The organism is Pseudomonas sp. 10-1B (genome assembly GCF_000935045.1).
In the GTDB taxonomy this organism is placed as follows: domain Bacteria; phylum Pseudomonadota; class Gammaproteobacteria; order Pseudomonadales; family Pseudomonadaceae; genus Aquipseudomonas.
In genome coordinates this window covers 1-26411 of the sequence record NZ_JYKS01000026.1, presented here as the reverse complement: position 1 = coordinate 26411, position 26411 = coordinate 1, and the positions used below count along the sequence as shown (strand labels likewise).

The 26411-nt window shown below is 63.0% G+C and carries 26 protein-coding genes; 9 read left to right on the top strand and 17 right to left on the bottom strand.

Translation table 11 applies throughout. The features are described 5' to 3' along the window. Positions 1-96 precede the first annotated feature (96 nt). On the bottom strand, positions 97-876 hold the full coding sequence (gene gloB / locus TZ03_RS15990) for a hydroxyacylglutathione hydrolase (RefSeq protein WP_051098970.1): 780 nt from the start codon (positions 874-876) through the stop codon (positions 97-99). 85 nt (positions 877-961) lie between these two features. Between gloB and TZ03_RS15985 the strand changes: the two genes are divergently transcribed. The 4 genes from TZ03_RS15985 to TZ03_RS15970 all read left to right on the top strand — a co-directional run bounded on the left by TZ03_RS15985 (position 962) and on the right by TZ03_RS15970 (position 5527). Further along, entirely contained in the window at positions 962-1735 is a 774-nt protein-coding gene (locus TZ03_RS15985; RefSeq protein ID WP_051098969.1) for a class I SAM-dependent methyltransferase, read from the top strand. 15 nt (positions 1736-1750) lie between these two features. After that, on the top strand, positions 1751-2197 hold the full coding sequence (gene rnhA / locus TZ03_RS15980; protein ID WP_051098968.1) for a ribonuclease HI: 447 nt from the start codon (positions 1751-1753) through the stop codon (positions 2195-2197). Between the two features lie 51 nt (positions 2198-2248). Next, complete coding sequence (gene dnaQ, locus TZ03_RS15975) at positions 2249-3007, top strand: DNA polymerase III subunit epsilon (protein ID WP_051098967.1); 759 nt, start codon at positions 2249-2251, stop codon at positions 3005-3007. Positions 3008-3277: 270 nt separating this feature from the next. Beyond that, entirely contained in the window at positions 3278-5527 is a 2250-nt protein-coding gene (locus tag TZ03_RS15970) for an Orn/Lys/Arg decarboxylase N-terminal domain-containing protein (protein WP_051098996.1), read from the top strand. Here the strand turns inward: TZ03_RS15970 and TZ03_RS15965 are convergent. Continuing rightward, positions 5511-5729: a hypothetical protein gene (locus TZ03_RS15965; RefSeq protein ID WP_051098966.1), complete on the bottom strand. Its 219-nt coding sequence runs from the start codon at positions 5727-5729 to the stop codon at positions 5511-5513. The genes TZ03_RS15970 and TZ03_RS15965 overlap by 17 nt on opposite strands. 157 nt (positions 5730-5886) lie before the next feature. Between TZ03_RS15965 and chrR the strand changes: the two genes are divergently transcribed. Continuing rightward, positions 5887-6447, top strand: coding sequence for a class I chromate reductase ChrR (gene chrR / locus TZ03_RS15960; RefSeq protein ID WP_051098965.1), 561 nt, complete (start codon positions 5887-5889; stop codon positions 6445-6447). Between the two features lie 163 nt (positions 6448-6610). Here chrR and TZ03_RS15955 read toward each other — a convergent pair whose 3' ends face one another. Next, a complete protein-coding gene (locus tag TZ03_RS15955; protein ID WP_051098964.1) occupies positions 6611-8683 on the bottom strand; it encodes a TonB-dependent receptor family protein in 2073 nt (690 codons plus the stop codon). A 219-nt stretch (positions 8684-8902) separates the two neighbouring features. Here TZ03_RS15955 and TZ03_RS15950 point away from each other — a divergent pair, with 219 nt between their 5' ends. The 3 genes from TZ03_RS15950 to TZ03_RS15940 are packed head-to-tail and all read left to right on the top strand — an operon-like array spanning position 8903 to position 9865. Continuing rightward, positions 8903-9151 carry a helix-turn-helix domain-containing protein gene (locus TZ03_RS15950; protein WP_019470477.1) on the top strand — a complete coding sequence of 83 codons (249 nt, stop codon included), beginning with the start codon at positions 8903-8905 and terminating at the stop codon, positions 9149-9151. Between the two features lie 11 nt (positions 9152-9162). Next, a complete protein-coding gene (locus TZ03_RS15945) occupies positions 9163-9525 on the top strand; it encodes a head completion/stabilization protein (RefSeq protein ID WP_051098963.1) in 363 nt (120 codons plus the stop codon). Next, positions 9503-9865 (top strand): hypothetical protein, encoded by a 363-nt coding sequence (locus TZ03_RS15940; RefSeq protein WP_051098962.1) that lies wholly within the window; start codon positions 9503-9505, stop codon positions 9863-9865. The genes TZ03_RS15945 and TZ03_RS15940 overlap by 23 nt, the downstream gene beginning before the upstream one ends. On the opposite strand, the gene TZ03_RS15935 is transcribed toward TZ03_RS15940, so the two are convergent. After that, positions 9862-10254 carry a helix-turn-helix domain-containing protein gene (locus TZ03_RS15935; RefSeq protein ID WP_051098961.1) on the bottom strand — a complete coding sequence of 131 codons (393 nt, stop codon included), beginning with the start codon at positions 10252-10254 and terminating at the stop codon, positions 9862-9864. The two genes, TZ03_RS15940 and TZ03_RS15935, sit on opposite strands and share 4 nt — an antisense overlap. 200 nt (positions 10255-10454) lie before the next feature. Between TZ03_RS15935 and TZ03_RS15930 the strand changes: the two genes are divergently transcribed. Further along, positions 10455-10718 (top strand): ogr/Delta-like zinc finger family protein, encoded by a 264-nt coding sequence (locus TZ03_RS15930; RefSeq protein ID WP_051098995.1) that lies wholly within the window; start codon positions 10455-10457, stop codon positions 10716-10718. A gap of 81 nt (positions 10719-10799) precedes the next feature. Here TZ03_RS15930 and nuoN read toward each other — a convergent pair whose 3' ends face one another. The 13 genes from nuoN to TZ03_RS15865 form a co-directional block, all read right to left on the bottom strand. Beyond that, positions 10800-12269, bottom strand: coding sequence for an NADH-quinone oxidoreductase subunit NuoN (gene nuoN, locus TZ03_RS15925; protein WP_051098960.1), 1470 nt, complete (start codon positions 12267-12269; stop codon positions 10800-10802). A 7-nt stretch (positions 12270-12276) separates the two neighbouring features. Beyond that, positions 12277-13809, bottom strand: coding sequence for an NADH-quinone oxidoreductase subunit M (nuoM, locus tag TZ03_RS15920; protein WP_051098959.1), 1533 nt, complete (start codon positions 13807-13809; stop codon positions 12277-12279). A gap of 40 nt (positions 13810-13849) precedes the next feature. Then, complete coding sequence (gene nuoL, locus TZ03_RS15915) at positions 13850-15703, bottom strand: NADH-quinone oxidoreductase subunit L (protein WP_051098958.1); 1854 nt, start codon at positions 15701-15703, stop codon at positions 13850-13852. Then, a complete protein-coding gene (gene nuoK, locus TZ03_RS15910; protein ID WP_051098957.1) occupies positions 15700-16008 on the bottom strand; it encodes an NADH-quinone oxidoreductase subunit NuoK in 309 nt (102 codons plus the stop codon). The genes nuoL and nuoK overlap by 4 nt, the downstream gene beginning before the upstream one ends. Before the next feature lie 3 nt (positions 16009-16011). Beyond that, complete coding sequence (gene nuoJ / locus TZ03_RS15905; RefSeq protein ID WP_003261007.1) at positions 16012-16512, bottom strand: NADH-quinone oxidoreductase subunit J; 501 nt, start codon at positions 16510-16512, stop codon at positions 16012-16014. 10 nt (positions 16513-16522) lie between these two features. Beyond that, entirely contained in the window at positions 16523-17071 is a 549-nt protein-coding gene (nuoI, locus tag TZ03_RS15900; RefSeq protein ID WP_003251442.1) for an NADH-quinone oxidoreductase subunit NuoI, read from the bottom strand. Positions 17072-17082: 11 nt separating this feature from the next. Continuing rightward, complete coding sequence (nuoH, locus tag TZ03_RS15895; RefSeq protein WP_051098956.1) at positions 17083-18090, bottom strand: NADH-quinone oxidoreductase subunit NuoH; 1008 nt, start codon at positions 18088-18090, stop codon at positions 17083-17085. Further along, positions 18087-20801, bottom strand: coding sequence for an NADH-quinone oxidoreductase subunit NuoG (nuoG, locus tag TZ03_RS15890; protein WP_051098955.1), 2715 nt, complete (start codon positions 20799-20801; stop codon positions 18087-18089). Before nuoG ends, nuoH begins: the two co-directional genes overlap by 4 nt. A gap of 132 nt (positions 20802-20933) precedes the next feature. Continuing rightward, positions 20934-22295: an NADH-quinone oxidoreductase subunit NuoF gene (gene nuoF, locus TZ03_RS15885; RefSeq protein ID WP_051098954.1), complete on the bottom strand. Its 1362-nt coding sequence runs from the start codon at positions 22293-22295 to the stop codon at positions 20934-20936. Then, positions 22292-22789: an NADH-quinone oxidoreductase subunit NuoE gene (nuoE, locus tag TZ03_RS15880; RefSeq protein WP_003251433.1), complete on the bottom strand. Its 498-nt coding sequence runs from the start codon at positions 22787-22789 to the stop codon at positions 22292-22294. The genes nuoF and nuoE overlap by 4 nt, the downstream gene beginning before the upstream one ends. Before the next feature lie 2 nt (positions 22790-22791). After that, positions 22792-24573 (bottom strand): NADH-quinone oxidoreductase subunit C/D, encoded by a 1782-nt coding sequence (nuoC, locus tag TZ03_RS15875; RefSeq protein WP_051098953.1) that lies wholly within the window; start codon positions 24571-24573, stop codon positions 22792-22794. 78 nt (positions 24574-24651) lie between these two features. Further along, positions 24652-25329: a NuoB/complex I 20 kDa subunit family protein gene (locus tag TZ03_RS15870; RefSeq protein ID WP_003251429.1), complete on the bottom strand. Its 678-nt coding sequence runs from the start codon at positions 25327-25329 to the stop codon at positions 24652-24654. Between the two features lie 9 nt (positions 25330-25338). Next, positions 25339-25752: an NADH-quinone oxidoreductase subunit A gene (locus TZ03_RS15865; protein WP_003251427.1), complete on the bottom strand. Its 414-nt coding sequence runs from the start codon at positions 25750-25752 to the stop codon at positions 25339-25341. Positions 25753-26411: the final 659 nt, after the last annotated feature.

The window sequence follows — 26411 nt, the reverse complement described above, 5'->3', positions numbered from 1 at the left end:
TGACACAGGTTTCCGGGCGAAAAATTTCGGCGATTCTAGAAACCGCTCCGGGCCTGGTCAACCTTTGACCATCACTTGCGATATATCTTGCGGTTATCAGAAGGTGTCCTTCCAAGACCTCAAGGCAGCAAAAACAGCGACATGCGTGGCGTTTGAATGTCCCTTCCATTCGTCAGCTTTTTGTTTAACTAATGTTTCAGAGGTGCGCAGGAAGGGATTGGTCAAGCGCTCCAGGCCAATGGTTGATGGCAAAGTGATGCGATTGTCGGCACGCAAACGGGTAACGTCTTCGAACCGTTGCTGAACGTGCGGGTTGCCGGGTTCGACTGCCTTGGCGAAGCGCAGGTTGCTCAGGGTGTATTCGTGGGCGCAATACACCTCGGTGCGTTCCGGCAGCGCCGCCAGGCGGGCGAGCACCGGTTGCATTTGCTCGGGCGTGCCCTCGAACATGCGCCCGCAGCCAGCGGCGAACAGGGTGTCGCCACTGAACAGCACGGGCGTTGCCGGCTGGTCGCTGAAGAAGGCGATATGGCCCAGGGTGTGACCGGGCACCGCCAGCACCTGGAAGGTCACGCCCAGCACTTCCAGCTGGTCGCCTTCGTCCAGCGCCAGGTCGCGGCAGGGAATACGCTCGTTGGCCGGGCCGCAAACGCGGGCGCCGGTCAGTTGCTTGAGCCGTTCCACGCCGCCGACATGGTCGTGGTGGTGGTGAGTGACCAGGATGTCGCTCAACGACCACTCGGGGTGAGCCGACAGCCAGCGTTCCACTGGGCCGGCGTCACCCGGATCGACCACCGCGCAGCGGCGTTTGGCAGTATCCTGTAACAACCAGATGTAGTTGTCGGAGAAAGCGGGGAGAGCATCGATCTGTATCATGGTGCGGATCCGATTCGCCTAGCGTGGCACATGAGGGCATCTTAGCCGCGATGGCGCGGTGCGAGAACCTTCGAGGGAGAGCGCAATGACCGACCAAGCCTTTGCCCAGGCCGACCCGGACTGGGTCAAGCTGATCAGCCTGGCCCGTGAGTGGTTCAACGGCCCACTCGGCCAGCTGATGCTGAAGGAAGAGGAAAAACTGTTGGAAGAAGAGCTCGGGCGCTTCTTCGGTGGTTACCTTGTGCACTATGGGCCCTGCGCCGAGCCGCCGCCCAGCGCCCCGCAGGTGCAGCGTAACGTGCGCCTTGGCGCGCCGCTGCCAGGGGTGGAGATCGTCTGCGAGGAGCAGGCCTGGCCGTTGAGCGAGCATGCCGCCGACGTGGTGGTGTTGCAGCATGGCCTGGATTTCAGCCTGTCGCCCCATGGCTTGCTGCGTGAGGCAGCCAGCGCCGTGCGCCCCGGCGGGCACCTGCTGATCGTCGGGATCAACCCGTGGAGTAGCTGGGGCATGCGCCATTTCTTCAGCCATGGCGCCTTGCGCAAGGCCCGTTGCATCTCGCCGTCGCGGGTGGGTGACTGGCTCAACCTGCTGGGCTTCGCGCTGGAGAAACGCCGCTTCGGGTGCTATCGTCCGCCGCTTGCCTCACCGGCCTGGCAGCAACGCCTGGCGGGCTGGGAACGGGTGGCCGGAGGCTGGCAGAGCTCTGGTGGCGGGGTGTACCTGCTGGTCGCGCGCAAGATGGTGGTGGGCCTGCGGCCGTTGCGCCCCGAGCGCCGCGAGCCAATGGGCAAGCTGCTGCCACTGCCGCTGGCCAAGGTCAACCGCACGGCGGCCAACCCCGAAACTGACAAGCACTGAATTCAAGAGTGGTACATGAGCGATAGCGTCGAAATGTTTACCGATGGTGCCTGCAAGGGCAATCCTGGCCCGGGTGGCTGGGGAGTCCTGATGATCTACAAGGGCGTCGAGAAGGAACTGTGGGGCGGCGAACGTGAGACCACCAACAACCGCATGGAGTTGATGGCCGCAATCCGGGGTTTGATGTCGCTCAAGCGTGAGTGCGAAGTGGTGCTGACCACTGACTCGCAGTACGTGATGAAGGGTATCAACGAATGGATGGTCAACTGGAAGAAGCGCGGCTGGAAGACGGCGGCCAAGGAACCGGTGAAGAACGCCGACCTGTGGCAGCAGCTCGATGAACAGGTCAACCGGCACAAGGTGACCTGGAAGTGGGTGCGCGGCCATATCGGCCACCCCGGCAACGAGCGCGCCGACCAGTTGGCCAACCGTGGCGTGGACGAAGTACGCACCCAGCGTTGAGCTGGGGTACAATTCCGGCCTTTGTAACTGATGCAAGTTGGAGCGCCCCGCGTGGAGCAGCAGCAAGATAAGCGGTTCGTCATTCTCGATACCGAAACGACGGGTATGCCGGTCAGCGAAGGCCACCGGATCATCGAGATCGGCTGTGTCGAAGTCATCGGCCGACGCCTGACCGGGCGACACTTCCACGTTTACCTGCAGCCGGACCGCGAGAGTGACGAGGGCGCGATCAACGTCCACGGTATCACTGATGCCTTCCTGGTCGGCAAACCACGCTTCGCTGATGTGGCCGAGGAGTTCTTCGAATTCATCCAGGGCGCCACGCTGGTCATCCACAATGCGGCGTTCGACGTTGGCTTCATCAACAACGAATTCGCCTTGTTGGGCCAGCAAGACCGCGCCGATGTTTCGCAGCACTGCACCATCCTCGACACCCTGCTGCTGGCGCGCTCGCGCCACCCGGGGCAGCGCAACAGCCTGGATGCGCTGTGCAAACGCTACGACATCGACAACTCGGGCCGTGAACTGCACGGCGCACTGCTCGACTCGGAACTGCTGGCCGACGTCTACCTGGCGATGACCGGTGGCCAGACCAGCCTGTCGCTGGCTGGGCATGGGGCAGAGGCCGAAAATGAAGGCCAGGGCAGTGGCGGCAGCGAGATCCGCCGGATCGTCGGGCGTACGCCTGGACGGGTGATCATGGCCAGTGCCGAGGAGCTTGAGGCGCATGCCGAGCGTTTGGCGGCGATTGCCAAGTCGGCGGGTGGGCCTTCGATGTGGCAGGCCTTGACCGAGGCTCCTGCCAGCTGATTCATAGCCTGTGCTGGCCCTATCGCCGGCAAGCCAGCTCCCACCTCGACCGCATAGGCCTCAAGCCCTGTGCAGTACCTGTGGGCGCCGGCTTGCCGGCGATGGGGCCAGTCCAGGCAATACAAGACAGTTGCTCCCACAGGGATTACACAAGGCCTGAGATCAACGCGGTCGAGGTGGGAGCTGGCTTGCCGGCGATAGGGCCAGCACTGACAACACAGGTTCTACTACCCTGAAATGGACGCCATGTCCTTCGGAGGTAGCCACCTGATGTACAAGGACCTCAAGTTCCCCATCCTCATTGTCCACCGCGCCATCAAGGCCGACAGCGTCGCTGGTGAGCGCGTGCGCGGTATCGCCGAGGAATTGAGCCAGGACGGCTTCGCCATCATCAAGGCCGCCGACCATGCCGAAGCACGCCTGGTCGCCACCACCCACCATGGCCTGGCCTGCATGCTGATTGCCGCCGAAGGCGTCGGCGAGAATACCCACCTGCTGCAGAACATGGCCGAGCTGATCGGCCTGGCCCGCTTGCGCGCACCCAACCTGCCGATCTTCGCCCTGGGCGAGCAGGTGACCCTGGAAAACGCCCCCGCCGAGGCCATGAGCGAGCTCAACCAACTGCGCGGCATCCTCTACCTGTTCGAAGACACCGTGCCGTTTCTCGCCCGCCAGGTGGCGCGTGCCGCACATAGCTACCTCGACGGCCTGCTGCCACCCTTCTTCAAGGCCCTGGTGCAGCACACCGCGCAGTCCAACTATTCCTGGCATACCCCAGGCCACGGCGGTGGCGTGGCCTACCGCAAAAGCCCGGTGGGCCAGGCTTTTCACCAGTTTTTCGGGGAAAACACCCTGCGCTCGGACCTGTCCGTTTCCGTGCCGGAGCTGGGCTCGCTGCTCGACCACACCGGCCCGCTGGCCGAGGCCGAAGCCAGGGCTGCACGCAACTTCGGCGCCGATCATACCTTCTTCGTGATCAACGGCACTTCCACGGCCAACAAGATCGTCTGGCATGCCATGGTCGGCCGCGACGACCTGGTGCTGGTGGACCGCAACTGCCACAAGTCGGTGGTGCACGCGATCATCATGACCGGCGCCATTCCGCTGTACCTGTGCCCCGAGCGCAACGAGCTGGGCATCATCGGGCCGATCCCGCTCAGCGAATTCAGCCCCGAGGCGATCCAGGCGAAGATCCAGGCCAACCCCCTTGCCCGTGATCGCGGGCAACGTATCAAACTGGCGGTGGTGACCAACTCCACCTATGACGGGCTGTGCTACCACGCGGGGCTGATCAAGCAAACCCTGGGCGCCAGTGTCGAAGTGCTGCACTTCGACGAGGCCTGGTTCGCCTATGCGGCGTTCCACGACTTCTTCACCGGGCGCTATGCCATGGGCACTGCCTGCGCGGCAGACAGCCCGCTGGTGTTCAGCACCCATTCCACCCACAAGCTGCTGGCCGCATTCAGCCAGGCCTCGATGATCCATGTGCAGGACGGGGCCAGGCGCCAGCTGGACCGCGACCGCTTCAACGAAGCGTTCATGATGCATATCTCGACGTCGCCGCAGTACAGCATCCTCGCCTCGCTGGATGTGGCCTCGACCATGATGGAGGGGCCGGCCGGGCGTTCGCTGCTGCAAGAAATGTTCGACGAGGCGCTGAGCTTTCGCCGCGCCCTGGCCAACCTGCGTGAACACATCGCCGCGGACGACTGGTGGTTCAGCATCTGGCAGCCGCCGACAGCCGAGGGCATCCACCGCCTGGCCGCGCAGGACTGGTTATTGCAACCGGGCGCGGACTGGCATGGCTTTGGCGAGGTGGCGGATGACTACGTGCTGCTCGATCCGCTGAAGGTGACCTTGGTGATGCCGGGCCTGAACGTGGGTGGTGTACTGGGTGAGCGTGGCATCCCGGCGGCAGTGGTCAGCAAGTTTCTCTGGGAGCGCGGGCTGGTGGTGGAGAAAACCGGCCTGTACAGCTTCCTGGTGCTGTTCTCCATGGGTATCACCAAGGGCAAGTGGAGCACCTTGCTCACCGAGTTGCTGGAGTTCAAGCGCCACTATGATGGCAATACCGCCCTGAGCAGCTGCCTGCCGAGTGTGGTGGCGGCCGATGCCGCACGCTATCAGGGGATGGGGCTGCGCGATCTGTGCGATCAGTTGCATGGCTGCTACCGCGCCAATGCCACGGCCAAGCAGCTGAAACGGCTGTTCACGCGTTTGCCGGAAGTGGCAGTCAGCCCAGCCCAGGCCTATGACCTGATGGTCCGTGGCGAGGTGGAGGCGGTGCCGATCGAGGCACTGCTGGGGCGTGTGGCGGCGGTGATGCTGGTGCCGTACCCGCCTGGCATCCCGTTGATCATGCCGGGGGAGCGGTTCACCGAGGCGACCCGCTCGATACTCGACTACCTGGCATTTGCCCGGGCGTTCAACCAGGGCTTCCCGGGTTTTGTCGCCGACGTGCACGGCCTGCAGAATGAAAGTGGCCGCTACACGGTGGATTGCATCACGGAATGCGCGTGATCTCGACGCCGCTGTGTGCCAGTTCGAAACGGTTTTCACCCAGGTGGTTGACCTTGTCGCCGATGGCCAGGCGGTAGGTGGTGATGGGGGCGCCCAGCGTGCTGCCGTCGAATTGCAGGGTGGACTCCTGGAACTCATGCACGGGGTAGATGCGGCCTTCGGCGTCACGGGCGTGGAATTGGCCGACCATTACTGCTGCCATTTGGGTGGAAACCTCTGAATTACGTAGGAAATGTCTGAAGTCATAGACCGTCGAACAACGCCGGAAGTTTTCGATCGCTGGAAAAAAAACCAAAACGCCGAGAAACGGTCATCTATAACTACAACGTCCCTTTACCCAGCAAAGGTTGGAAATTGCCATGAGCCAGGTGTATTCGGTAGCGGTTGTCGTCGGTAGCTTGCGCAAGGAGTCCTACAACCGCAAGGTAGCCCGCGCACTTTCGGAGCTGGCGCCGTCCAGTCTTGCCCTGAAAATCGTCGAGATCGGCGATTTGCCGTTGTACAACGAGGATGTCGAGGCCGAGGCAGCGCCGGAGGCCTGGAAGCGTTTTCGCGAGGAGATCCGCCGCAGTGATGCGGTGCTGTTCGTCACGCCGGAATACAACCGTTCAGTGCCGGGCTGTCTGAAGAACGCCATCGATGTGGGCTCGCGGCCGTATGGGCAAAGTGCCTGGAGTGGCAAGCCGGCGGCGGTGGTGAGTGTATCGCCGGGGGCCATTGGTGGCTTTGGCGCCAACCATGCCGTGCGCCAGTCGCTGGTGTTCCTGGACATGCCATGCATGCAGATGCCCGAGGCCTACATTGGTGGTGCGGCGAGCCTGTTCGAGGACTCGGGCAAGCTCAACGACAAGACCCGGCCGTTCTTGCAGGGGTTCATCGATAAGTTCGCTTCGTGGGTGAAGTTGAACAGGGCGGTTTGATTGCCTTGAACAAATCTCGCAGGGTTACACAGCCCTCTGTGGGAGCGGCCTTGTGTCGCGAAAGGGCCGCAATGCGGCCCCAGGATTTCAGCGTTAATGCAAAAAATGTCGGGGCCGCGTTGCGGCCCTTTCGCGACACAAGGCCGCTCCCACAACGACCGTGTTAGCGGAAGCTATAGGAAACCCCGGCGTAAACACCAAACCCTTCGCCTGGCGTCGAACGGGCATTGTCGTTGCCGGCATCGTTGTAAGCCGGTGTCACCGTCGCCGCATAACGCTTGTTGGTCAGGTTGCGCAGGTCCAGCCAGGTTTGCCAGTCCTGCTTCGGTGAGTCCCAGCCCAGGCGCGCGCCGAGCACGGCGTAGGCATCGGCGTGATAGCTGTTGGCATAGTCCACCTGCACCTTCGAGGCCATCTGCGTGTTCAGCCCGGTATAGAAGCCGTTTGGCCAGTCGTAACGCAGCTCGGCCTGGTAGTAGTGCATGGGGATGCCGGGCAGGCGGTTGTCGCCGAACTTGTCGTCATCACGGTAGTGGAAGTCACTGAAGGTGTAGGCCTGGCGCAGGCTGAGCCTGCCAGTGCCGGCACGCTCCCACAGGGTGCTGTCGAGGCCGGCCTCCACGCCCTGGTGCACGGTGGCGCTGGCGTTGAATTCCGAGGTGAAGTTCGGCACCACTTCCACGGCCAGCAGTTCGTGGCGCACCTGCGAGTAGTACCAGGTCAGGTCCCAGCGGCCGAACGCCGAGTCGCCACGAGCACCCAGCTCCAGGGTGGTGGCGGTCTGGTTTTGCATCTCGATGGGCTGGATCTGCTTGCCGCCTACGCTGGGCGCGCTCCAGATCAGCGACCACGGATGTGGCGGCTCGACCGAGCGGCTCAGGTTGCCGTAGACCTGCAGGTCCGGACGGATGTCGTAGCGCAGCCCCAGGCGTGGCGCATAGTCCCAGTCATGCATGCTGACCTTGCCGCCCGCGGCAGGGTAGGTGACGTCACTTTCACGGCGGGTATAGATCATCGCCAAACCGGTGGTCAGCCACAGGTCCGGGATCAGTTCCAGGTCATTGCCGACATGCAGCACCGTGTCCGAACCCTGGTACGTGAAGTCGCGGCTGCGCTCACCGAACACATCTCCATTGCGGTTGAACTGCGAAGCACCGCTGTTGGGCAGATGTTTGGTGGTGCGCCAGCCGACCGTGGTCTTGCTCTCATGGCCGAACAGGGAGTCGCGGCGGAAATAATTCAGCGTGCCGCTGACATCGGTGTAGGCCACCTTCAGGCGCATCGGACCTTCGCGTAGGTCCATCGGGTAGTCGTGATAGACCAGGCCGGCTTCCAGGCGCGCATCGTCGTCGAGATAGAAGGTGGTCTTGTTGCCTACCCAGGTGCTGCCCGGTTGCGGGCGACTGTCGTCGCGGGCCAGGTAGGCCGGGTTGGCTGCGCGGGGGTGGTGCTTGATCTGCTCCTTGGTCAGGCGCCCGGCCAGTTCGTTCTCGGTTTCCCGGTAGCGCAGGTAGAAGCGGGTTTCCAGGTTCGGGTTGAAGCGGTAGCCGACGTTGGCGGCAATACCCTTCGAGCTGCCGCTGCTGTGCGCCTGGTAGCCGTCATATTCCGAATCGGTCAGGGCCACGTAGTAGTCGAGGTTGCCCAGTACCTGCCCCGAGCTGATGTGCCGGTGCTGGTAGCCTCGGCTGCCGACTTCGTAGCGCACCTGCAGCGGCGCCGCATCGTAGCCGGTGTGGGTGACGTAGTTGATCGCACCGCCCAGGGCCAAGGCACCCTGGTCGAAGCCATTGGCGCCGCGCAGCACTTCGGCACGGCTCAGCCACAGTGGCTCGAACAGCTCGTAGGGCGTACCACCCGGGCCGGTCAGGGGCAAGCCGTCGAACATCGTGTACACCCCGGAGCCGTGTGCCCCTGGCGCGCGGTTGATGCCCGAGCCGCGGATCGACAGCTTGATGCCGTCGTTGCCCGCCGATTGGGCGAACACGCCGGGTTGGTAGGCCAGCACGTCCTGGTTGCTGGCCACCCGTCCTTGCCCTACGCGCTGCATGTCCACCAGGTTGCTCGCGCCTGGTACTGCACGCAGGCGTTCACTGGCCGCCGTCAGGTCGTTCTGCTCCTCATCGGTGATCAGCACCTGGCCCAGTTCGACCGAAGATGCCGCCAAGGCGGGCTGGGTGGCACCGAAGGCAGCCAGCAGCCCAAGGCAGGACGAGAGGGGGAAAACGGAACGCATTGTACGACTCCAGGCGAAAGGCGAATGGACAACGGCGTTGAGACGAGCGAAATGCCGCTTGGAGCACGAAGAAAATCAGCAAATCTTGCGCAACCTTCGTCAGACGGTTTTGTACGAAAGTTCTTTACAAGCCCCCGCAGTGGAGGCGGGGGCATGCGCTTCGTAAGGTGACTGCAGATCGGTAGCGATGCCTCTCTCAATCACTCGCGGAGTTCAAACATGACTGACAACGCACGACACCCGCAGCAACCCCCGGCGGACGCCCCGGTTCGCCTGACACCACGTGAACGGCAAGTCCTGTTGTGGTGCGCCTACGGCAAGAGCTCGTGGGAAATTGGCCGGATCCTGGAGTGCAAGGAGTCGACGGTGAACTTCCACGTGTCCAACATCCTGCGCAAGTTCGATGTGCCTACCCGTGTAGCGGCGGTGATCAAGGCCATTCGCTACGGCATGCTGGCCGAGCAGTGAGGGGGTGATGCATGAGCAACGATCCTCTGCTTGCGCGCTTTGCCGATTGCCATGACCCTTTCTGGCCGCGGGTGGACATAGGCAGCTTGCGTGAGCGCCTGAAACTGCAGTGGCCTGTCAGTGAAGCTGCTCTGGAAGTGGCCGCACGCTGCGCCGCCATCGCCGCGGCACGCGAATTCGCCTGCTGGCGCAAGGTGTTGCGAGAGCGGGGCTACAAGCGCCTTGAGGATGTGGCCGGGCATGACCATGGGCGTGCATTGCGAGTGTGCTACATCCGCTTTGTCGAAGCCGCGATCCTCTACAGCCTGGGCTCGACCGCCTACCTGTCCACTTCACGCCGGAGGGCTGCCCATGCCTGGGGAATCTCTATTTGACAGCTTGGCCCTGGCACTGGTGGAACTGTTGGGCGTGGATGGCAATGTCCTGTTCGCCGCGCTGTTGGGGGCTTTGCTGGTGAGTGCGGCGCGTGACCGCTTGATCACCAATACGGCCAAGCGCCTGACGCTGGGCAAGAAGCTGCTGCTGGTGTTCGTGACCGTGGGTGTCGGTCACCTGTTCGAGCCCTTGGTTACATCGCTGCTGCCGTTGCTGAGCAGGGGCATGGCGGCATTCGTGGCGGCCGTGGTGGTGATCCCCATCAGCCTCAAAGTCATGGTCTGGCTGGATACGCTGGACCCACGCGAAATCATCCAGCGCTGGCGCCGACGGGGTTAGCCCCTGGCCGCATTGGGCAGGTGGTGGGCCAGCTCGCCCAATTGCCGTTCCAGCTGCTGGATGCGCTGCTTGTCCTTGATGAGCAGCAGGATGGCCTGGCGATCGGTAGGCGACAAGGTGCGTAGCCGCTCGAGCATGTCGCCTTCCCAGCCCGTATCGCCTTTGCATACGGGGTGCTGCGCCGCTTCGCCCAGCAACAGCCAGTCCAGTGAGCATGCATGTTGCTTGGCTATTTCTATGCAAAGTGAGTATGGGATGCTGTCGCGCATCTTCCAACTGCTCAGCGTCTGCGGGCTGACCGACAGCGCACGGGACAGGTCGGCATCAGATTGGGCGCCGGTCAGAAGCTTAAGGCGGGTAAGCACCGCAGCAAGTACGTGAGTACTCATAACAAATATCCATGACTGGTTTAATGATATTCCATGGGCTTAAACTACTCGTTATGAATACAGCCCTGCGTTTTAAGGAGCATTTCTGCAATGAGAAACATCAAACTGAAGAATACACCCACATTTGCAGCCAATACTGACAAAACTGAACGAACATTCCCGCAGCCTGCTGGTCTGGACAATGCTTGCAGGTACTTGCCGTGAGTACTTACAAGCTGGTTTGCCCGCATTGCCACAGCCGGATGCGCATACGCACCAGTGAAGGGCGCCATATTTTTCTGCGGATAGCCTATTTGCAATGCACCACTGAGGCGTGTGGCTGGTCAGTGCGTGCCGAATTCGAAATGACCCATGAACTCTCCCCTAGCGGGATGCCCAACCCGGAAGTGTACCTGCCTTCGGCCAACGGTGATTTGCGCAAGGCAGCATTGCCTGGTGCTGGCCAGGGCCTCTCTGGTGAATGAGGCGCCATTGGGTGCAGATAACAATACACGCAGATAAAAAAACACCCCGCATGTGCGGGGTGTTTGGTTTTACCGGAGTGATCAGCCGATCAGTTGCAGGCCCGCTTGCTGGACCAGCTCCAGCAGTGGTTGCGGGTACACGCCGAGCACGAAGGCGAGAATGGCGATGGCCAGCAGCATGACGCCGCCGGTGCGCTGTTCCCACTTCAGCGGGGCGTCGTGGCGACGCAGGTTCGGTTCGACCAGGTACAGGGTGACCATGACGCGCAGGTAGTAGTACACGCCGATGGCGCTACCGATCACCAGGGCACCGACCAGCCACCACAGGTGCGACTCGACGCCAGTGGCGATGATGTAGAACTTGCCGATGAAGCCGGCGGTCAGCGGGATACCCGCCAGCGACAGCATCATCACGGTCAGTACCGCGGTCAGGTACGGACGGCGCCAGAACAGGCCGCGGTACTCGTACAGTGCATCGGCATCACGGCCGCCGTAAGGCGAGGACATCAGGGTGATGACACCGAAGGCGCCCAGGCTGGTGATCACGTAGGTGACCAAGTACACGCCCATGGCTTCCAGGGCCAGGCCCTTGCTGGCGACCAGGGCGATGACCAGGTAGCCGAAGTGGGCGATGGACGAGTAACCCAGCAGGCGCTTGAGGTTGCTCTGGGTCAGCGCCAGCAGGTTACCGATCAGGATCGAGGCCACGGCGATCACTGCCAGCACGGTGCTCAGCACGCCGCTGCTGGCAGCAGGGGAGAGCATGAACAGGCGCACGACCACGGCGAACACCGCAACCTTGCTGGCGGTGGCCAGGAACGCGGCGACCGGCGCCGGGGCGCCTTCGTACACGTCCGGGGTCCACAGGTGGAACGGTACCAGCGACAGCTTGAAGGCCAGGCCGACCAGCATCATGCCCAGGCCCAGCTGGGCCACCAGGCTTGGCATGCTGGTGGCGGCCAGGGCCTTGCCGATCTGGTCGAAGCTCAGGCTGCCGGCGTCGGCGTACAGCAGGGCCATGCCGAACAGCAGGAAGGCCGAGCCTGCGGCCGACAGCACCATGTACTTGATGCCGGCTTCCAGCGAGCGCTTGTTGAAGAAGGCATACGCCACCAGGCCGTAGACCGGTACCGACAGCAGCTCCAGGCCGATGAACAGGCCGGCGAGGTGGTTGGCACTGACCAGCACCAGGCCACCGAGCGCCGACATCAGCAGCAGCAGGTACAGCTCTTCACGGTTACCCGGGAAGCCCTTGGAGCCTTCGCCGAGGTAGGCGTGGGCGAGGGTGACGCAGGCCAGCGTCGCCACCAGGATGATCGCCATGTACAGGCAGGCGAACTTGTCGATGGTGACCAGCGGGGTAACCGCCAGCGGCGCGACCTTCAGCGCCGGCAGGATCGACAGCAGGGCCAGGTTGAGGCCCACGGTGGATAGCAGGAAGGTCTGCGAGTGGTTGCGCTTCCAGGCGATCGCCAGCATCACCACCACCGTGGTGATGGTGGTGATCAGCATCGGCGCCAATGCGATGAAGTGTTGAGTGGTGAATTCCATAGCGCTCTTACCGGGCCGAAGCGAGTTGAGTGAAAGCGGAACCGAGCCACTGCTGCACACCACTCATGGTGGCGGCAGAGGTGTCGAGGAACGGCTGCGGATACACGCCCAGCAGGATCAGCAGTACCGCCAGGCCCAGCACCATGACCAGCTCGCGACCGTCCATGCCGGCCAGCACGGTGTCGGTCTTGGCCGGGCCGAAGTAGGCGCGGTGGATCATGATCAGCGAGTAGACCGAACCGAATACCAGGCCGGTGGTGGCGATCACGGTGATCCATGGTACATGCACGAAGCTGCCGATCAGGATCAGGAACTCGCCGACGAAGTTGCCGGTACCTGGCAGGCCCAGCGATGCGGCGGCGAAGAACAGGCTGATGGCCGGCAGGTAGGCGATGCGGTGCCACAGGCCACCCATCTGACGCATGTCACGGGTGTGCAGGCGCTCGTACAGCTGACCGGCCAGGATGAACAGCGCGGCAGCCGACAGGCCGTGGGCCAGCATCTGGATCACCGCGCCTTGCAAGGCCTGCTGGCTGCCGGAGTAGATTCCGATCAGCACGAAGCCCATGTGCGAGACGCTGGAGAACGCGACCAGGCGCTTGATGTCGGTTTGCGCGAAGGCCAGGAAGGCACCGTAGAAGATACCGATCAGGCCCAGGGTCATGGCGATTGGCGCGAACTCTGCCGAGGCGTTCGGGAACAGCGGCAAGGCGAAGCGCAGCAGGCCGTAGGCCGCAGTCTTCAGCAAGATACCGGCCAGGTCCACGGAGCCTGCGGTCGGTGCCTGGGCGTGAGCGTCAGGCAGCCAGGAGTGGAATGGCACCACCGGCAGCTTCACCGCGAAGGCGATGAAGAAGCCCAGCATCAGCACGTACTCCACGCCCGCTGGCAGCTCGGCCTTGAGCAGGTCGCTGTAGTTGAAGGTGAGCACGCCGGTGGTGTTGTAGTTGACCAGCACCAGGCCCAGGATCGCCACCAGCATGATCAGGCCGCTGGCCTGGGTGAAGATGAAGAACTTGGTCGCCGCGTAGATCCGGGTCTTCTTGCCGTCTGCCGAGCTGTGACCCCAGAGCGCGATGAGGAAGTACATCGGCACCAGCATCATTTCCCAGAAGAAGAAGAACAGGAACAGGTCCAGGGCCAGGAACACACCGACCACGCCGCCGAGGATCCACATCAGGTTGAGGTGGAAGAAGCCGACGTGACGCTGGATCTCTTTCCAGGAGCACAGCACCGACAGCACACCGAGCAGGCCGGTGAGCAGGATCATCAGCAGCGACAGGCCGTCGAGGGCCAGGTGGATGCTGATGCCGAAGCGCTGGATCCACTGGACTTTGTATTCCAGGGCCCAGGCCGGTTCGGCGCCCGGGGCGGGGGCGAGGGTGTAGTTGCCGTCAGCCCACAGGAACAGGCCAATGCCAAGCAGCAGGGACATGGTCAGCAGCGCGATCCAGCGCGGCAGGGTGGCGCCGAAGCGCTCACCCAGCCAGCACAGGAAGCCGCCGATGAAGGGGATCAGGATCAGCCAAGGCAAAATCATGACGGGTTGGTTTCCTTTGGCAAAGTCGCAAGATTCATAGTCATACCGCAGCCACTACCACGGCACCGAGCACCAGCACGGCACCCACGGCGATAGAGGCGGTGTACCAGCGCAGCTGGCCAGTCTCGGTCTTGCTCATGGCGACGTGGCCGCCACGCGCCATCCGAGGGATCAGGCCGATGCTGCGGTCAACCGGGTCCTTGCGCAGGATGTGGCTGATCAGCAGGTACGGTTTGACGAAGAGCTTGTCGTAGATCCAGTCGAAGCCCCAGGCGGCGAACCACCAGGCCGACAGGACACGACCGATGCCGCTGTTGGCGACCGCGCTGACGAAGCGGCGCTTGCCCAGGAACAGCAGGGCCGACAGCAGGATACCGGCGATGGCGATGGCACCGGAGGTGATCTCCAGCGCGTGCTTGGCTTCGCCACCGGCGTGGCCGGCGCTTTCCGGCAGCACGCCTGCCAGCGGCGGGGTGATCCAGGCGCCGACGAAGGTCGACAGCACGATCAACACGCCCAGCGGCAGCCAGTGGCTGATGCCGTGGCCAGCATGGGCTTCGGTCTTGGCTTCGCCGTGGAAGGCGATGAAGATCAGGCGGAAGGTGTACAGCGAGGTCATGAACGCACCGACCAGGCCGGCGTACAGCAGGCCGGTGTTGCCGCTGGCGAAGGCTTCCCAGAGGATCTCGTCCTTGGAGTAGAAGCCCACGGTCACGATCGGCAGGGCGGCCAGGGCAGCGCCACCGACCACGAAGCTGGCGTAGGCCAGAGGCAGTTTCTTCCACAGGCCGCCCATCTTGAAGATGTTCTGCTCGTGGTGGCAGGCAACGATCACCGCACCGGAGGCAAGGAACAGCAGGGCCTTGAAGAAGGCGTGGGTCATCAGGTGGAAGATCGCCGCGTCCCAGGCGCCAACGCCCAGGGCCAGGAACATGTAGCCGATCTGGCTCATGGTCGAGTAGGCGAGGATACGCTTGATGTCGGTTTGTACCAGCGCGGCGAAGCCGGCAAGAACAAGCGTGACACCGCCGACCACGCCCACAAGATGCAGGATGTCCGGCGCCAGCAGGAACAGGCCGTTGGTACGGGCGATCAGGTACACGCCCGCGGTCACCATGGTTGCGGCGTGGATCAGTGCCGAAACCGGGGTTGGACCAGCCATCGCGTCAGCCAGCCAGGTCTGCAGTGGCAGCTGGGCCGATTTACCGACCGCACCGCCCAGCAGCATCAGCGTAGCCAGTACCATCCAGGTGTCGCCAGCCTGGAACTTCTGCGGTGCCAGCACCAGCAGTTCCTGCACGTTCAGGGTACCGAGCTGGGCGAACAGTATGAACAGGCCGATGGCCATGAACACGTCGCCGATGCGGGTGACGATGAACGCCTTGAGTGCCGCGTTACCGTTGTTGCGGTTGCTGTAGTAGAAACCGATCAACAGGTACGAGCACAGGCCCACGCCTTCCCAGCCGAAGTAGATGAACAGCAGGTTATCGCCGAGGATCAGGAACAGCATGCTGGCGATGAACAGGTTGGTGTACGAGAAGAAGCGCGAGTAGCCGGCTTCGCCACGCATGTACCAGGACGCGAACAGGTGGATCAGGAAGCCGACACCGGTGACCACGCCGAGCATGGTGACCGACAGGCCGTCCAGGTACAGGGTGAAGTTCGGCGCGAAGCCGTCCACCGACATCCACTGCCACAGCAGCTGGCTGTACGCGCCGCCTTCAGGCGGGGCGACGTTGAACTGCCAGATGACGTAGGCGGCTACGGCGGCCGAGAGGCCCACCGAGCCGACGCCGATCAGGGCGGACAGGTTCTCCGAGAACCGCCCGCGCGAGAACGACAGCAGCAGGAAGCCGACGAGGGGGAAGACGAAAGTCAGGAAGAGAAGGTTCATCCGCGCATCTCACTGGCAGCATCGATGTCGAGAGTGTGGAAGCGGCGATACAGCTGCAGCAGGATGGCCAGGCCAATACTGGCCTCGGCGGCTGCCAGGCTGATCACCAGAATGAACATCACCTGGCCGTCGGGCTGGACCCAACGGGCGCCGGCGACGACGAACGCCAGGGCGGCGGCGTTCATCATGACTTCCAGGCTCATGAGCACGAAGAGGATGTTGCGGCGGACCATCAGGCCGACCAGACCTAAGCAGAACAGGATGCCGGCGACCGCCAGACCATGCTCGAGAGGGATAGCACCCATGATTTACTCCTTCGCCTCGTTGCGGCCCAGGTGGAAGGCAGTGACGGCCGCAGCCAGCAGCAGCATCGAAGCCAGTTCGACCACCAGCAGGTACGGGCCGAACAGGCTGATGCCCACTTCTTTCGGGCCCACGGTGGTACCGCTGATGCCGGCGCCACTCGGGGTGACGAACAGCACGTACAGCAGCTCCAGCAGCAGCAGGGCGGCAAGGATCACCGGCCCCGCCCAGATACCGGGCTTGAGCCAGCCGCGTTCCTGGGCGACCGAAGCCGGCCCGAGGTTGAGCATCATCACCACGAACACGAACAGCACCATGATGGCGCCGGCGTAGGCGATCACTTCCAGGGCGCCGGCGAACGGCGCACCCAGGGCGAAGAAGATCATGGCCACGGAAATCAGCGAAATGATCAGGTAAAGCAAGGCGTGCACGGGGTTGGTGCCGGTCACCACCCGAAGGGTGGAGACCACGGCGATCCCGGATGCGAAGTAGAAAGCGAATTCCATCTTTCTGTCCTTATGGGAGCAAGCTCTTCACGTTGATCGGCTCGGCTTCGTTCTGTGCAGAGCCTTTCGGCTTGCCAGCGATCGCCATACCCGCAACACGGTAGAAGTTGTAGTCAGGGTTCTTGCCGGGGCCGGAGATCAGCAGATCTTCTTTCTCGTACACCAGGTCCTGACGCTTGAACTCGGCCATTTCGAAATCCGGAGTCAGCTGGATCGCGGTGGTCGGGCACGCTTCTTCACACAGGCCGCAGAAGATGCAGCGCGAGAAGTTGATGCGGAAGAACTCCGGGTACCAGCGGCCGTCCTCGGTCTCGGCCTTCTGCAGCGAGATGCAGCCAACCGGGCAGGCCACCGCGCAGAGGTTGCACGCTACACAGCGCTCCTCGCCATCGGGGTCGCGGGTGAGGACGATGCGGCCGCGGTAGCGCGGCGGCAGGTACACGGGTTCTTCGGGGTACTGCAGGGTGTCGCGCTTGCGGAACCCGTGGGAGAACACCATGGCCAGGCTGCGCAGCTGTGTGCCGGTGCCCTTAACGATGTCGCCGATATACTTGAACATGGGTCAAATCCTCACTGGGCCGCGACGGCTGGCGTGTTGTAAAGCACGATCGCAGCGGTCACCAGCAAATTGATCAGGGTCAGCGGCAGGCAGAACTTCCAGCTGAAGTCCATCACCTGGTCATAGCGTGGGCGCGGAATGGAGGCGCGCAGCAGGATGAACAGCATGATGAAGAACGCGGTCTTCAGGGCGAACCACAGGAACGACAGTTGCGGCAGGATGCCGAACGGGCCGTGCCAGCCGCCGAAGAACAGGGTTACCAGCAGCGCCGAGATGAGGATGATGCCGATGTACTCACCGACGAAGAACATGCCCCATTTCATGCCGGCATACTCGATGTGGTAGCCGTCGGCCAGTTCCTGTTCCGCTTCCGGCTGGTCGAACGGGTGACGGTGAGTCACGGCGACGCCAGCGATGAAGAAGGTACAGAAGCCGAAGAACTGCGGAATGATGAACCACAGGTTCTGCGCCTGGTACTCGACGATGTCGCGCATGTTGAACGAGCCCACCTGCACCACCACGCCCATCAGCGCCAGGCCCAGGAACACTTCGTACGACACGGTCTGTGCCGAGGCACGCAAGCTGCCCAGCAGGGCGTACTTGTTGTTCGACGACCAGCCGGCGAACAGCACTGCGTAGACCGACAGGCCGGCCATGGCGAAGAAGAACAGCAGGCCGATGTTCAGGTCGGCGACGCCCCAGGTCGGGGTGATCGGGATGACCACGAAGGCGATCAGCAGGGCGCTCATGGCCACTACCGGCGCCAGGGTGAAGATCATGCGGTCGACGAAGGGCGGGTTCCAGTCTTCCTTGAAGAACATCTTCAGCATGTCGGCAGCGATCTGGAACATGCCGAACGGGCCGACGCGGTTCGGACCGTAACGGTCCTGCCACCAGCCCAGCAGGCGGCGCTCGACGAAGCTGAGCAGCGCGCCGCAGACCACCACCGCCAGCAGGACCACGATGGCCCGCAGCACGGTGAGGATCACATCGATCACTTCGGGGGTGAACCAGCTCATTGTGCTGCCTCCTGCAGACCTTCGACGGATGCACCGAAGATGGCAGGCGGGATGCCGGCCAGGCCTTTCGGCAACGCGACCAGGCCAGCGCCCAGCTCTTCATTGATGCGCAGCGGCAGGCGCAGGGCCACACCGGCAACGTTCAGGCTCAGCAGGGCACCATCGTTGACACCCAGGCGGTCGGCTTCGGACTTGGCCAGGGCTACGTAGGCAGCCGGGATGCGCTCTTGTACCGGGGCGGCGCGCGAGGAGTTTTCTTCGCTGCCGAACAGGTGGAAGAACGGCACGGCGGTCCAGGTGCCACGGGCCGGGTTGAAGGCCCCCGGAATGGTGTTGAACCAGTTCAGGCGATCGCCTTGCGATTCGATCAGGCGCACGCCTGGGTCACCGGCACGCAGGTGGCCACCGACCTCGTCCTGGAACTTGTTCCAGGCTTGCGGCGAGTTCCAGCCCGGCGACCAGGCGAACGGCACTTGCTGGCGCGGTTCGGCCGAACCCGAGTAGCCTTCCATGGAGAAGGCGAACGCGGTGTCCTTGTCTTGCGGGGTACGTGGCTCGTGCACGCTGATGTTGGCGCGCATGGCGGTGCGGCCGGAGTAGCGCAGCGGCTCACGGGCCAGTTTCATGCCCTTGATGCGGAACGCGGCGCTTGGTGCGGCGTTGACGATGCCGGCCAGTTGTGGGGCGGCTTCGGCGCAGGCGCTGGTGACGTGGTCCAGCTGGGTCCAGTCGACCGGCTTGTTCAGCAGGGTGGCACGCAGGGCGTGCATCCAGCGCCAGCCTTCGTGGATCTGGATGCTGCTGTCCAGGTACTGCGGGTCGAACACCTGGAAGAAGCGCTGGGCACGGCCTTCCTGGCTGACCAGGGTACCGTCGCCTTCGGCGAACGAGGCCGCCGGCAGCACCAGGTGGGCGCGGTCGACAGTCGGGGTCTTGGAGTGGTCGGCAACGATCACCACCTTTGCCGCGGCCAGGGCAGCGTCGACCTTGGCGGCTGGTACACGGGCGTACAGGTCGTTTTCCAGCACGACGATGGCGTCGGCCTTGCCGCTGATGACTGCGTCCAGCGCGGCATCGACCGACTCGCCACCGAGCATGGCCAGGCCGATGCTGTTGGCCTCAGGCACCACCAGGCTCAGCGAACCGTTCTTCTCGCGCAGCTTCAGGGCCTTGGCGATGTTGGCGGCGGCTTCGATCAGTGCCGGGTCGGCCAGCGAGGTGCCGGCGACCACCAGCGGGCGCTTGGCGGCGACCAGGGCGTCGGCGATGCGCTGGGCCAGGGCCTTGGCTTCGTCGTCCAGGCCGGCAACAGCGGGTGCGCTCGGGTCGATGGCGTGGGCCACGGCGAAACCGATACGCGCCAGGTCTGCTGGGGCTGCGTGCACACACTCTTCGGCAACGTCGTCCAGCTTGGTTTCAGCCAGCGAAGCGATGAACAGCGGGTACAGCGCGTGCTGGCCGATGTTCTTCACCGCAGCGTCCAGCCACGGCTGCACTTTCATCGCTTCGGCCATGGCCTCGGCCTTGCCCTTGGTGGCCTGGCGCACGGCCAGGGCGACGCGGGCAGCGGTCTGGGTCAGGTCTTCACCGAGCACGAACACAGCGTCGTGGTCTTCGATGTCGCGCAGGGTCGGCACCGGCAGCGGGCTGTTGTTCAGCACGTTCAGGGCCAGGCGCACGCGGGCCAGTTCGCCGGCTTCCATGCCCGAGTAGAAGTACTCGGCACCGACCAGCTCACGCAGGCCGTAGTTGCTTTCGAGGCTGGCGCGTGGCGAACCGATACCGACGATGGTGCGGCCGCGCAGCATGTCGGCGGCCTTGTCCAGGGCGGCGTCCAGGCCCAGCTTGGTGCCGTCGGCCAGGTGTGGCTGGCGTGGGCGGTCCTTGCGGTTGACGTAGCCGTAGCCGAAGCGGCCGCGGTCGCACAGGAAGTACTGGTTGACCGAACCGTTGAAGCGGTTTTCGATGCGGCGCAGTTCGCCGTAGCGCTCGCCCGGGCTGATGTTGCAGCCGCTGGAGCAGCCGTGGCAGATGCTTGGCGCGAACTGCATGTCCCACTTGCGGTTGTAGCGCTCGGAGTGGGTCTTGTCGGTGAACACGCCGGTCGGGCAGACCTCGGTCAGGTTGCCGGAGAATTCGCTTTCCAGCACGCCGTCTTCGACGCGACCGAAGTACACGTTGTCGTGGGCGCCGTATACGCCCAGGTCGGTACCGCCGGCGTAGTCCTTGTAGTAGCGCACGCAGCGGTAGCAGGCGATGCAGCGGTTCATCTCATGGGCGATGAACGGGCCGAGGTCCTGGTTCTGGTGGGTACGCTTGGTGAAACGGTAGCGGCGCTCGTTGTGGCCGGTCATTACCGTCATGTCCTGCAGGTGGCAGTGACCGCCTTCCTCGCACACCGGGCAGTCGTGCGGGTGGTTGGTCATCAGCCATTCGACGACGCTGGCGCGGAACGCCTTGGACTCTTCATCGTCGATGGAGATCCAGGTGCCGTCGGAGGCAGGGGTCATGCAGGACATGACGATACGACCACGGGTGTCGTTCTCGTCGGTGTACTGCTTGACCGCGCACTGCCGGCAGGCGCCAACGCTACCAAGCGCCGGGTGCCAGCAGAAATAAGGGATGTCGAGGCCGAGCGACAGACACGCCTGTAACAGGTTGTCTGCACCGTTGACTTCGAGCGCTTTGCCGTCTACGTGGATAGTGGCCATGGTTCAAAGTTCTTCGTTGGCCCGCGTGAGCGGGCGTGGCTAATGGAAATCGGTGAGCCTGCGGCACGCCACGAGTCATTCGGGCCTGCCTGCGGGCTGGCGGGTGGCACGGACCACCCGCGTTCTATCTTTTTATGCGCCGACCACAATCGGCTTCGCCAGGTTCGGGCGCAGGGTGCCAGCGCTTTCAGGCGCCACACCGGCCTCGAACTCCGAGCGGAAGTATTTGATGGCACTGCCCAGCGGCTCGACGGCACCCGGTGCGTGAGCACAGAAGGTACGGCCTGGGCCGAGGAAGTTGACCAGCCCCAGCAGCGTCTCGATGTCTTCGGCGCGGCCCTGGCCTTTCTCCAGCGCGCGCAGCATCTTCACGCTCCACGGCAGGCCGTCGCGGCATGGGGTGCACCAGCCGCACGACTCGCGGGCGAAGAACTCTTCCATGTTGCGCAGCAGCGAAACCATGTTGATGCTGTCGTCGACCGCCATGGCAAGGCCCGTACCCATACGGGTGCCGACCTTGGCGATGCCACCGGCGTACATCTGCGCGTCGAGGTGCTCGGGCAGCAGGAAGCCGGTACCGGCGCCGCCTGGCTGCCAGCACTTGAGCTTGAAGCCGTCACGCATGCCACCGGCGTAGTCTTCGAACAGCTCGCGGGCGGTGACGCCGAATGGCAGTTCCCACAGTCCCGGGTTCTTCACCTTGCCGGAGAAGCCCATCAGCTTGGTGCCATGGTCTTCGCTGCCTTCGCGGGCCAGCGACTTGTACCAGTCGTTGCCGTTGGCGACGATGGCTGGCACGTTGCACAGGGTTTCGACGTTGTTCACGCAAGTCGGCTTGCCCCACACGCCGACGGCAGCAGGGAAGGGCGGCTTGGAGCGCGGGTTGGCGCGGCGGCCTTCCAGCGAGTTGATCAGCGCGGTTTCTTCACCGCAGATGTAGCGGCCGGCACCGGTGTGCACGAACAGCTCGAAGTCGAAGCCCGAGCCGAGGATGTTCTTGCCCAGCAGGCCTGCGGCCTTGGCTTCATCAATGGCGCGGTTGAGGTTTTTCGCGGCGGTGGTGTATTCGCCACGCAGGAAGATGTAGCCACGGTAGGCCTTCAGGGCGCGGGCGCTGATCAACATGCCCTCGACCAGCAGATGGGGCTGTTGCTCCATCAGCATGCGGTCCTTCCAGGTGTTGGGCTCCATTTCGTCCGCGTTGCACAGCAGGTAGCGGATGTTCATGGATTCGTCTTTGGGCATCAGGCCCCACTTCACGCCAGTGGGGAAGCCGGCGCCGCCACGGCCCTTGAGGCCGGAGTCCTTGACGCTTTGCACGATGTCGTCGGTGGACATTTGCGCCAGCGCCTTGCGCGCAGCGGCATAGCCGTTCTTCGACTCGTACTCGGCCAGCCATACCGGCTCGCCGTCATCACGCAGGCGCCAGGTCAGCGGGTGGGTTTCGGCCGAACGCGCGATGCGGTTGGCCGGGCCGAAGGAAGTAATGGTCATACGTAACCCTCCAGCAGTTTGGAAACGCCAGCTGGCTGTACGTCGCCAAAGGTGTCGTCGTCGATCATCAGCGCCGGGGCCTTGTCGCAGTTGCCCAGGCAGCACACTGGCAGCAGGGTGAAGCGGCCGTCGGCGGTGGTCTGGCCAAGGCCGATGCCCAGCTCGCTCTGGATCTGGCTGACCACCGACTCGTGGCCGCCGATGTAGCAGACCATGCTGTCGCACACGCGGATGATGTGGCGGCCGACCGGCTGACGGAAGATCTGGCTGTAGAAGGTGGCTACACCCTCGACGTCGCTGGCTGGGATGCCCAGCACTTCGCCGATGGCGTGGATGGCACCGTCCGGCACCCAGCCGCGTTCCTTCTGGACGATCTTCAGGGCTTCGATGGACGCCGCGCGCGGGTCCTCGTAGTGATGCATTTCGTGCTCGATGGCCGAGCGCTCGGTTTCGCTTAGGGCGAAACGGTCTGTCTGGATAAGCGTGCTGTTCATGCTTAGCGGTCCACGTCAGCCATAACGAAGTCGATACTGCCCAGGTACGCAATGAGGTCGGCGACCATGCTGCCTTTGATCACCGAAGGGATCTGCTGCAGGTGCGGGTAGCTCGGGGTACGGATCCGGGTGCGGTAGCTCATGGTGCCGCCATCGCTCGTCAGGTAGTAACTGTTGATGCCCTTGGTCGCCTCGATCATCTGGAACGACTCGTTGGCCGGCATGACCGGGCCCCACGAGACTTGCAGGAAGTGGGTGATCAGGGTCTCGATGTGCTGCAGGGTGCGCTCTTTCGGCGGCGGCGTGGTCAGCGGGTGATCCGCCTTGTACGGGCCTTCCGGCATGTTGCGCAGGCACTGGTCGATGATGCGGATACTCTGGCGCATCTCCTCGACGCGGACCATGCAGCGATCGTAGGCATCGCCGTTGTGGGCCAGCGGCACTTCGAACTCGAAGTTCTCGTAGCCGGAGTAGGGGCGGGCTTTACGCAGGTCGAAGTCGCAACCGGTGGCACGCAGGCCGGCACCGGTGGTACCCCAGGCCAGGGCTTCCTTGGTGTTGTACGCGGCAACGCCAATGGTACGGCCCTTGAGGATGCTGTTCTGCAGGGCGGCCTTTTCATACTCGTCGAGGCGCTTGGGCAGCCATTCGACGAAGTCCTTGACCAGCTTGTCCCAGCCGCGCGGCAGGTCGTGGGCGACGCCACCGATGCGGTACCAGGCCGGGTGCAGGCGGAAACCGGTGATCGCTTCGATCACGGTGTAGGCGCGCTGGCGGTCGGTGAAGGTGAAGAACACCGGGGTCATGGCGCCGACGTCCTGGATGTAGGTACCCAGGAACAGCAGGTGGCTGGTGATGCGGAAGAACTCGGCCAGCATGATGCGGATCACGTCGACCTTCTGCGGCACCTGGATGCCGGCCAGCTTCTCGACCGCGAGCACGTACGGCAGGTTGTTCATCACCCCGCCGAGGTAGTCGATACGGTCGGTGTAGGGGATGAAGCTGTGCCAGGACTGGCGCTCGGCCATTTTCTCGGCGCCACGGTGGTGGTAACCGATGTCCGGTACGCAGTCGACGATCTCTTCACCGTCCAGCTGCAGGACGATACGGAAGGCACCGTGCGCCGAAGGGTGGTTGGGGCCAAGGTTGAGGAACATGTAGTCCTCGTTGGCACCCTGACGCTTCATGCCCCAGGCTTCCGGGTTGAAGCGCGCCGATTCCTCTTCGAGCTGCTGCTTGGCCAGGGTCAGGCTGTAGGGGTCGAACTCGGTGGCGCGGGCCGGGTAGTCCTTGCGCAGCGGGTGGCCTTCCCAGGTCGGCGGCATCATGATGCGGCTGAGGTGCGGGTGGCCGGCAAAGTCGATGCCGAACATGTCCCAGACTTCGCGCTCGTACCAGTTGGCGTTCGGCCAGATGCTGGTCACGGATGGCAGGTTGAGGTCGCCTTCGCTGAGCGACACCTTGATCATCACGTCGCTGTTACGCTCGATCGACAGCAGGTGGTAGAACACGCTGAAGTCGGCGGCTGGCAGGCCGCGGCGCTGGGTACGCAGGCGTTCGTCGACGCCGTGCAGGTCGTACAGCATGCTGTACGGCTTGGCGACACCGCGCAGGAAGCTGAGCACCTCTTTGAGCTGGGCGCGCTTGACCCACAGCACGGGCATGCCGGTGCGGGTTTCCTGGGCGACGAATGCTTCGGCGCCAAAACGGTTGTGCAGTTCGACGACCACATCCTGGTCGTCAGCCTTGTAGGGCGGAATGAAAATAGCGTTGTCCGCTGTCATGGTCTCGGTCGCTTTGGGTCAACGTTAAGAATGAAGCCAGGCCGCCGGCTCCAGGGGAGCGGGCGGCAGGTCGCTGGATCAGACTTCGTCGGGGCTGCGCAGGTTGGTGACTGCAATGCGCTGCTCACGACGCAGGTCTTTCTGGGCTGGCATCTCGGCACGGTAAATACCTTGATCACCAACAACCCAGGAAAGCGGGCGTCGTTCTTGGCCGATCGACTCCTGCAGCAGCATCAAGCCTTGCAGGAAAGCCTCAGGGCGTGGCGGGCAGCCAGGCACATAGACGTCCACGGGGAGGAACTTGTCGACCCCCTGAACGACCGAGTAGATGTCGTACATGCCGCCGGAGTTGGCGCACGAACCCATCGAGATGACCCATTTCGGTTCGAGCATCTGCTCGTACAGGCGCTGGATGATCGGCGCCATTTTGACGAAGCAGGTACCGGCAATGACCATGAAGTCGGCCTGACGCGGCGAGGCCCGGATGACTTCGGCGCCGAAGCGGGCGATGTCGTGGGGTGCCGTGAAGGCCGTGGTCATTTCCACGTAGCAGCAGGACAGGCCGAAGTTGTACGGCCAGAGGGAGTTCTTGCGACCCCAGTTGACCGCGCCACGCAGCACATCTTCAAGCTTGCCCATGAAGATGTTCTTGTGGACCTGGTCCTCTAGCAGTTGATCGGTGACGGTTTCCCGTTCACCGACCGGGTACTGCTCGTTGGGCGCATCCGGATCGATTCTGGTGAGATTGTATTGCATGCCAAAGCCTCATTGTTTCAGCTTCGCTTGCCGCTTGCGGCGACCTTCGGGAGCCCAATCAAGTGCCCCGACGCGCCATAGGTAGACAAGACCAGCCAACAGAATTGCTATGAAAACGAGTGCTTCGACGAATCCGGTCCAGCCGCTTTCGCGGACGGACACAGACCATGCAAAGAGAAAGAGGGCTTCGATATCGAAGATCACGAACAGCATCGCGACCAGATAGAATTTGGCGGACAGGCGCAGGCGAGCGCTGCCGACGGGCAGCATGCCGGATTCGAAGGGTTCGTTCTTGGCGCGGCCCCAGGCCTTGCTACCGAGCAGGCTGGACAGGCCGAGCATGAAGGCGCACAGGCCGACGACACCCAGGAGGAAGATGGCAAAGCCCCAGTTGTGGGCGATGAGTCCTGCCGAATCGGACATGCTAGAGATCCTTATACAGAGACCCAGCTCTGCAGTCTGAAATAAGTGTAGAGCGGCGACTTGGTGTCGCACATGCAGTGACCAAATGTCGCAGCTGAATCAATCGCGCTGATTTTATGGGTAAACCCGGTGCAAGTAAAATTTCCGTTGCAAATTTATTCGTAGGATTAAGTACAAAATCCGCTCGTAACTGGCTGAAAGCCTTGAGATTCGGGCATTGCGTGCGGATTTGTTAATTATGTTTCTTGCGACTGGTAACGAATTACAAGTTTCGTAATGATAATTAATATCATTTGGCCTGATGCCTTTTAATTGGGCTGTTCTGCACCTTATAAAGTTCATCTGGCGACTCCCCATACTTGCAAATGCGAATTGCTCGTGTTCTAGCAGCTTCCAGCGCCGCTTGCACCGCTCTGGGTCAATGCTTTATCGATTGAGCGATGACTGGCTGATGAAGCGATTGACCATTGGCCGAGCCAGTGGGGGAGGATGATCAGGGGGCTTGGACGAGGCATGGGCGGTCCTTGCTGCTGTGCTGGTTCAAGCATAGACCTGATTGTGGGGTTTGCTGGTGATGCCATTGGATAGCGTGAGGGCTGTCATGGGTATGGCGAAAGGAATGCAGCGCCTATGAGATCGAGCGCCGCCCGCGCGGCGCT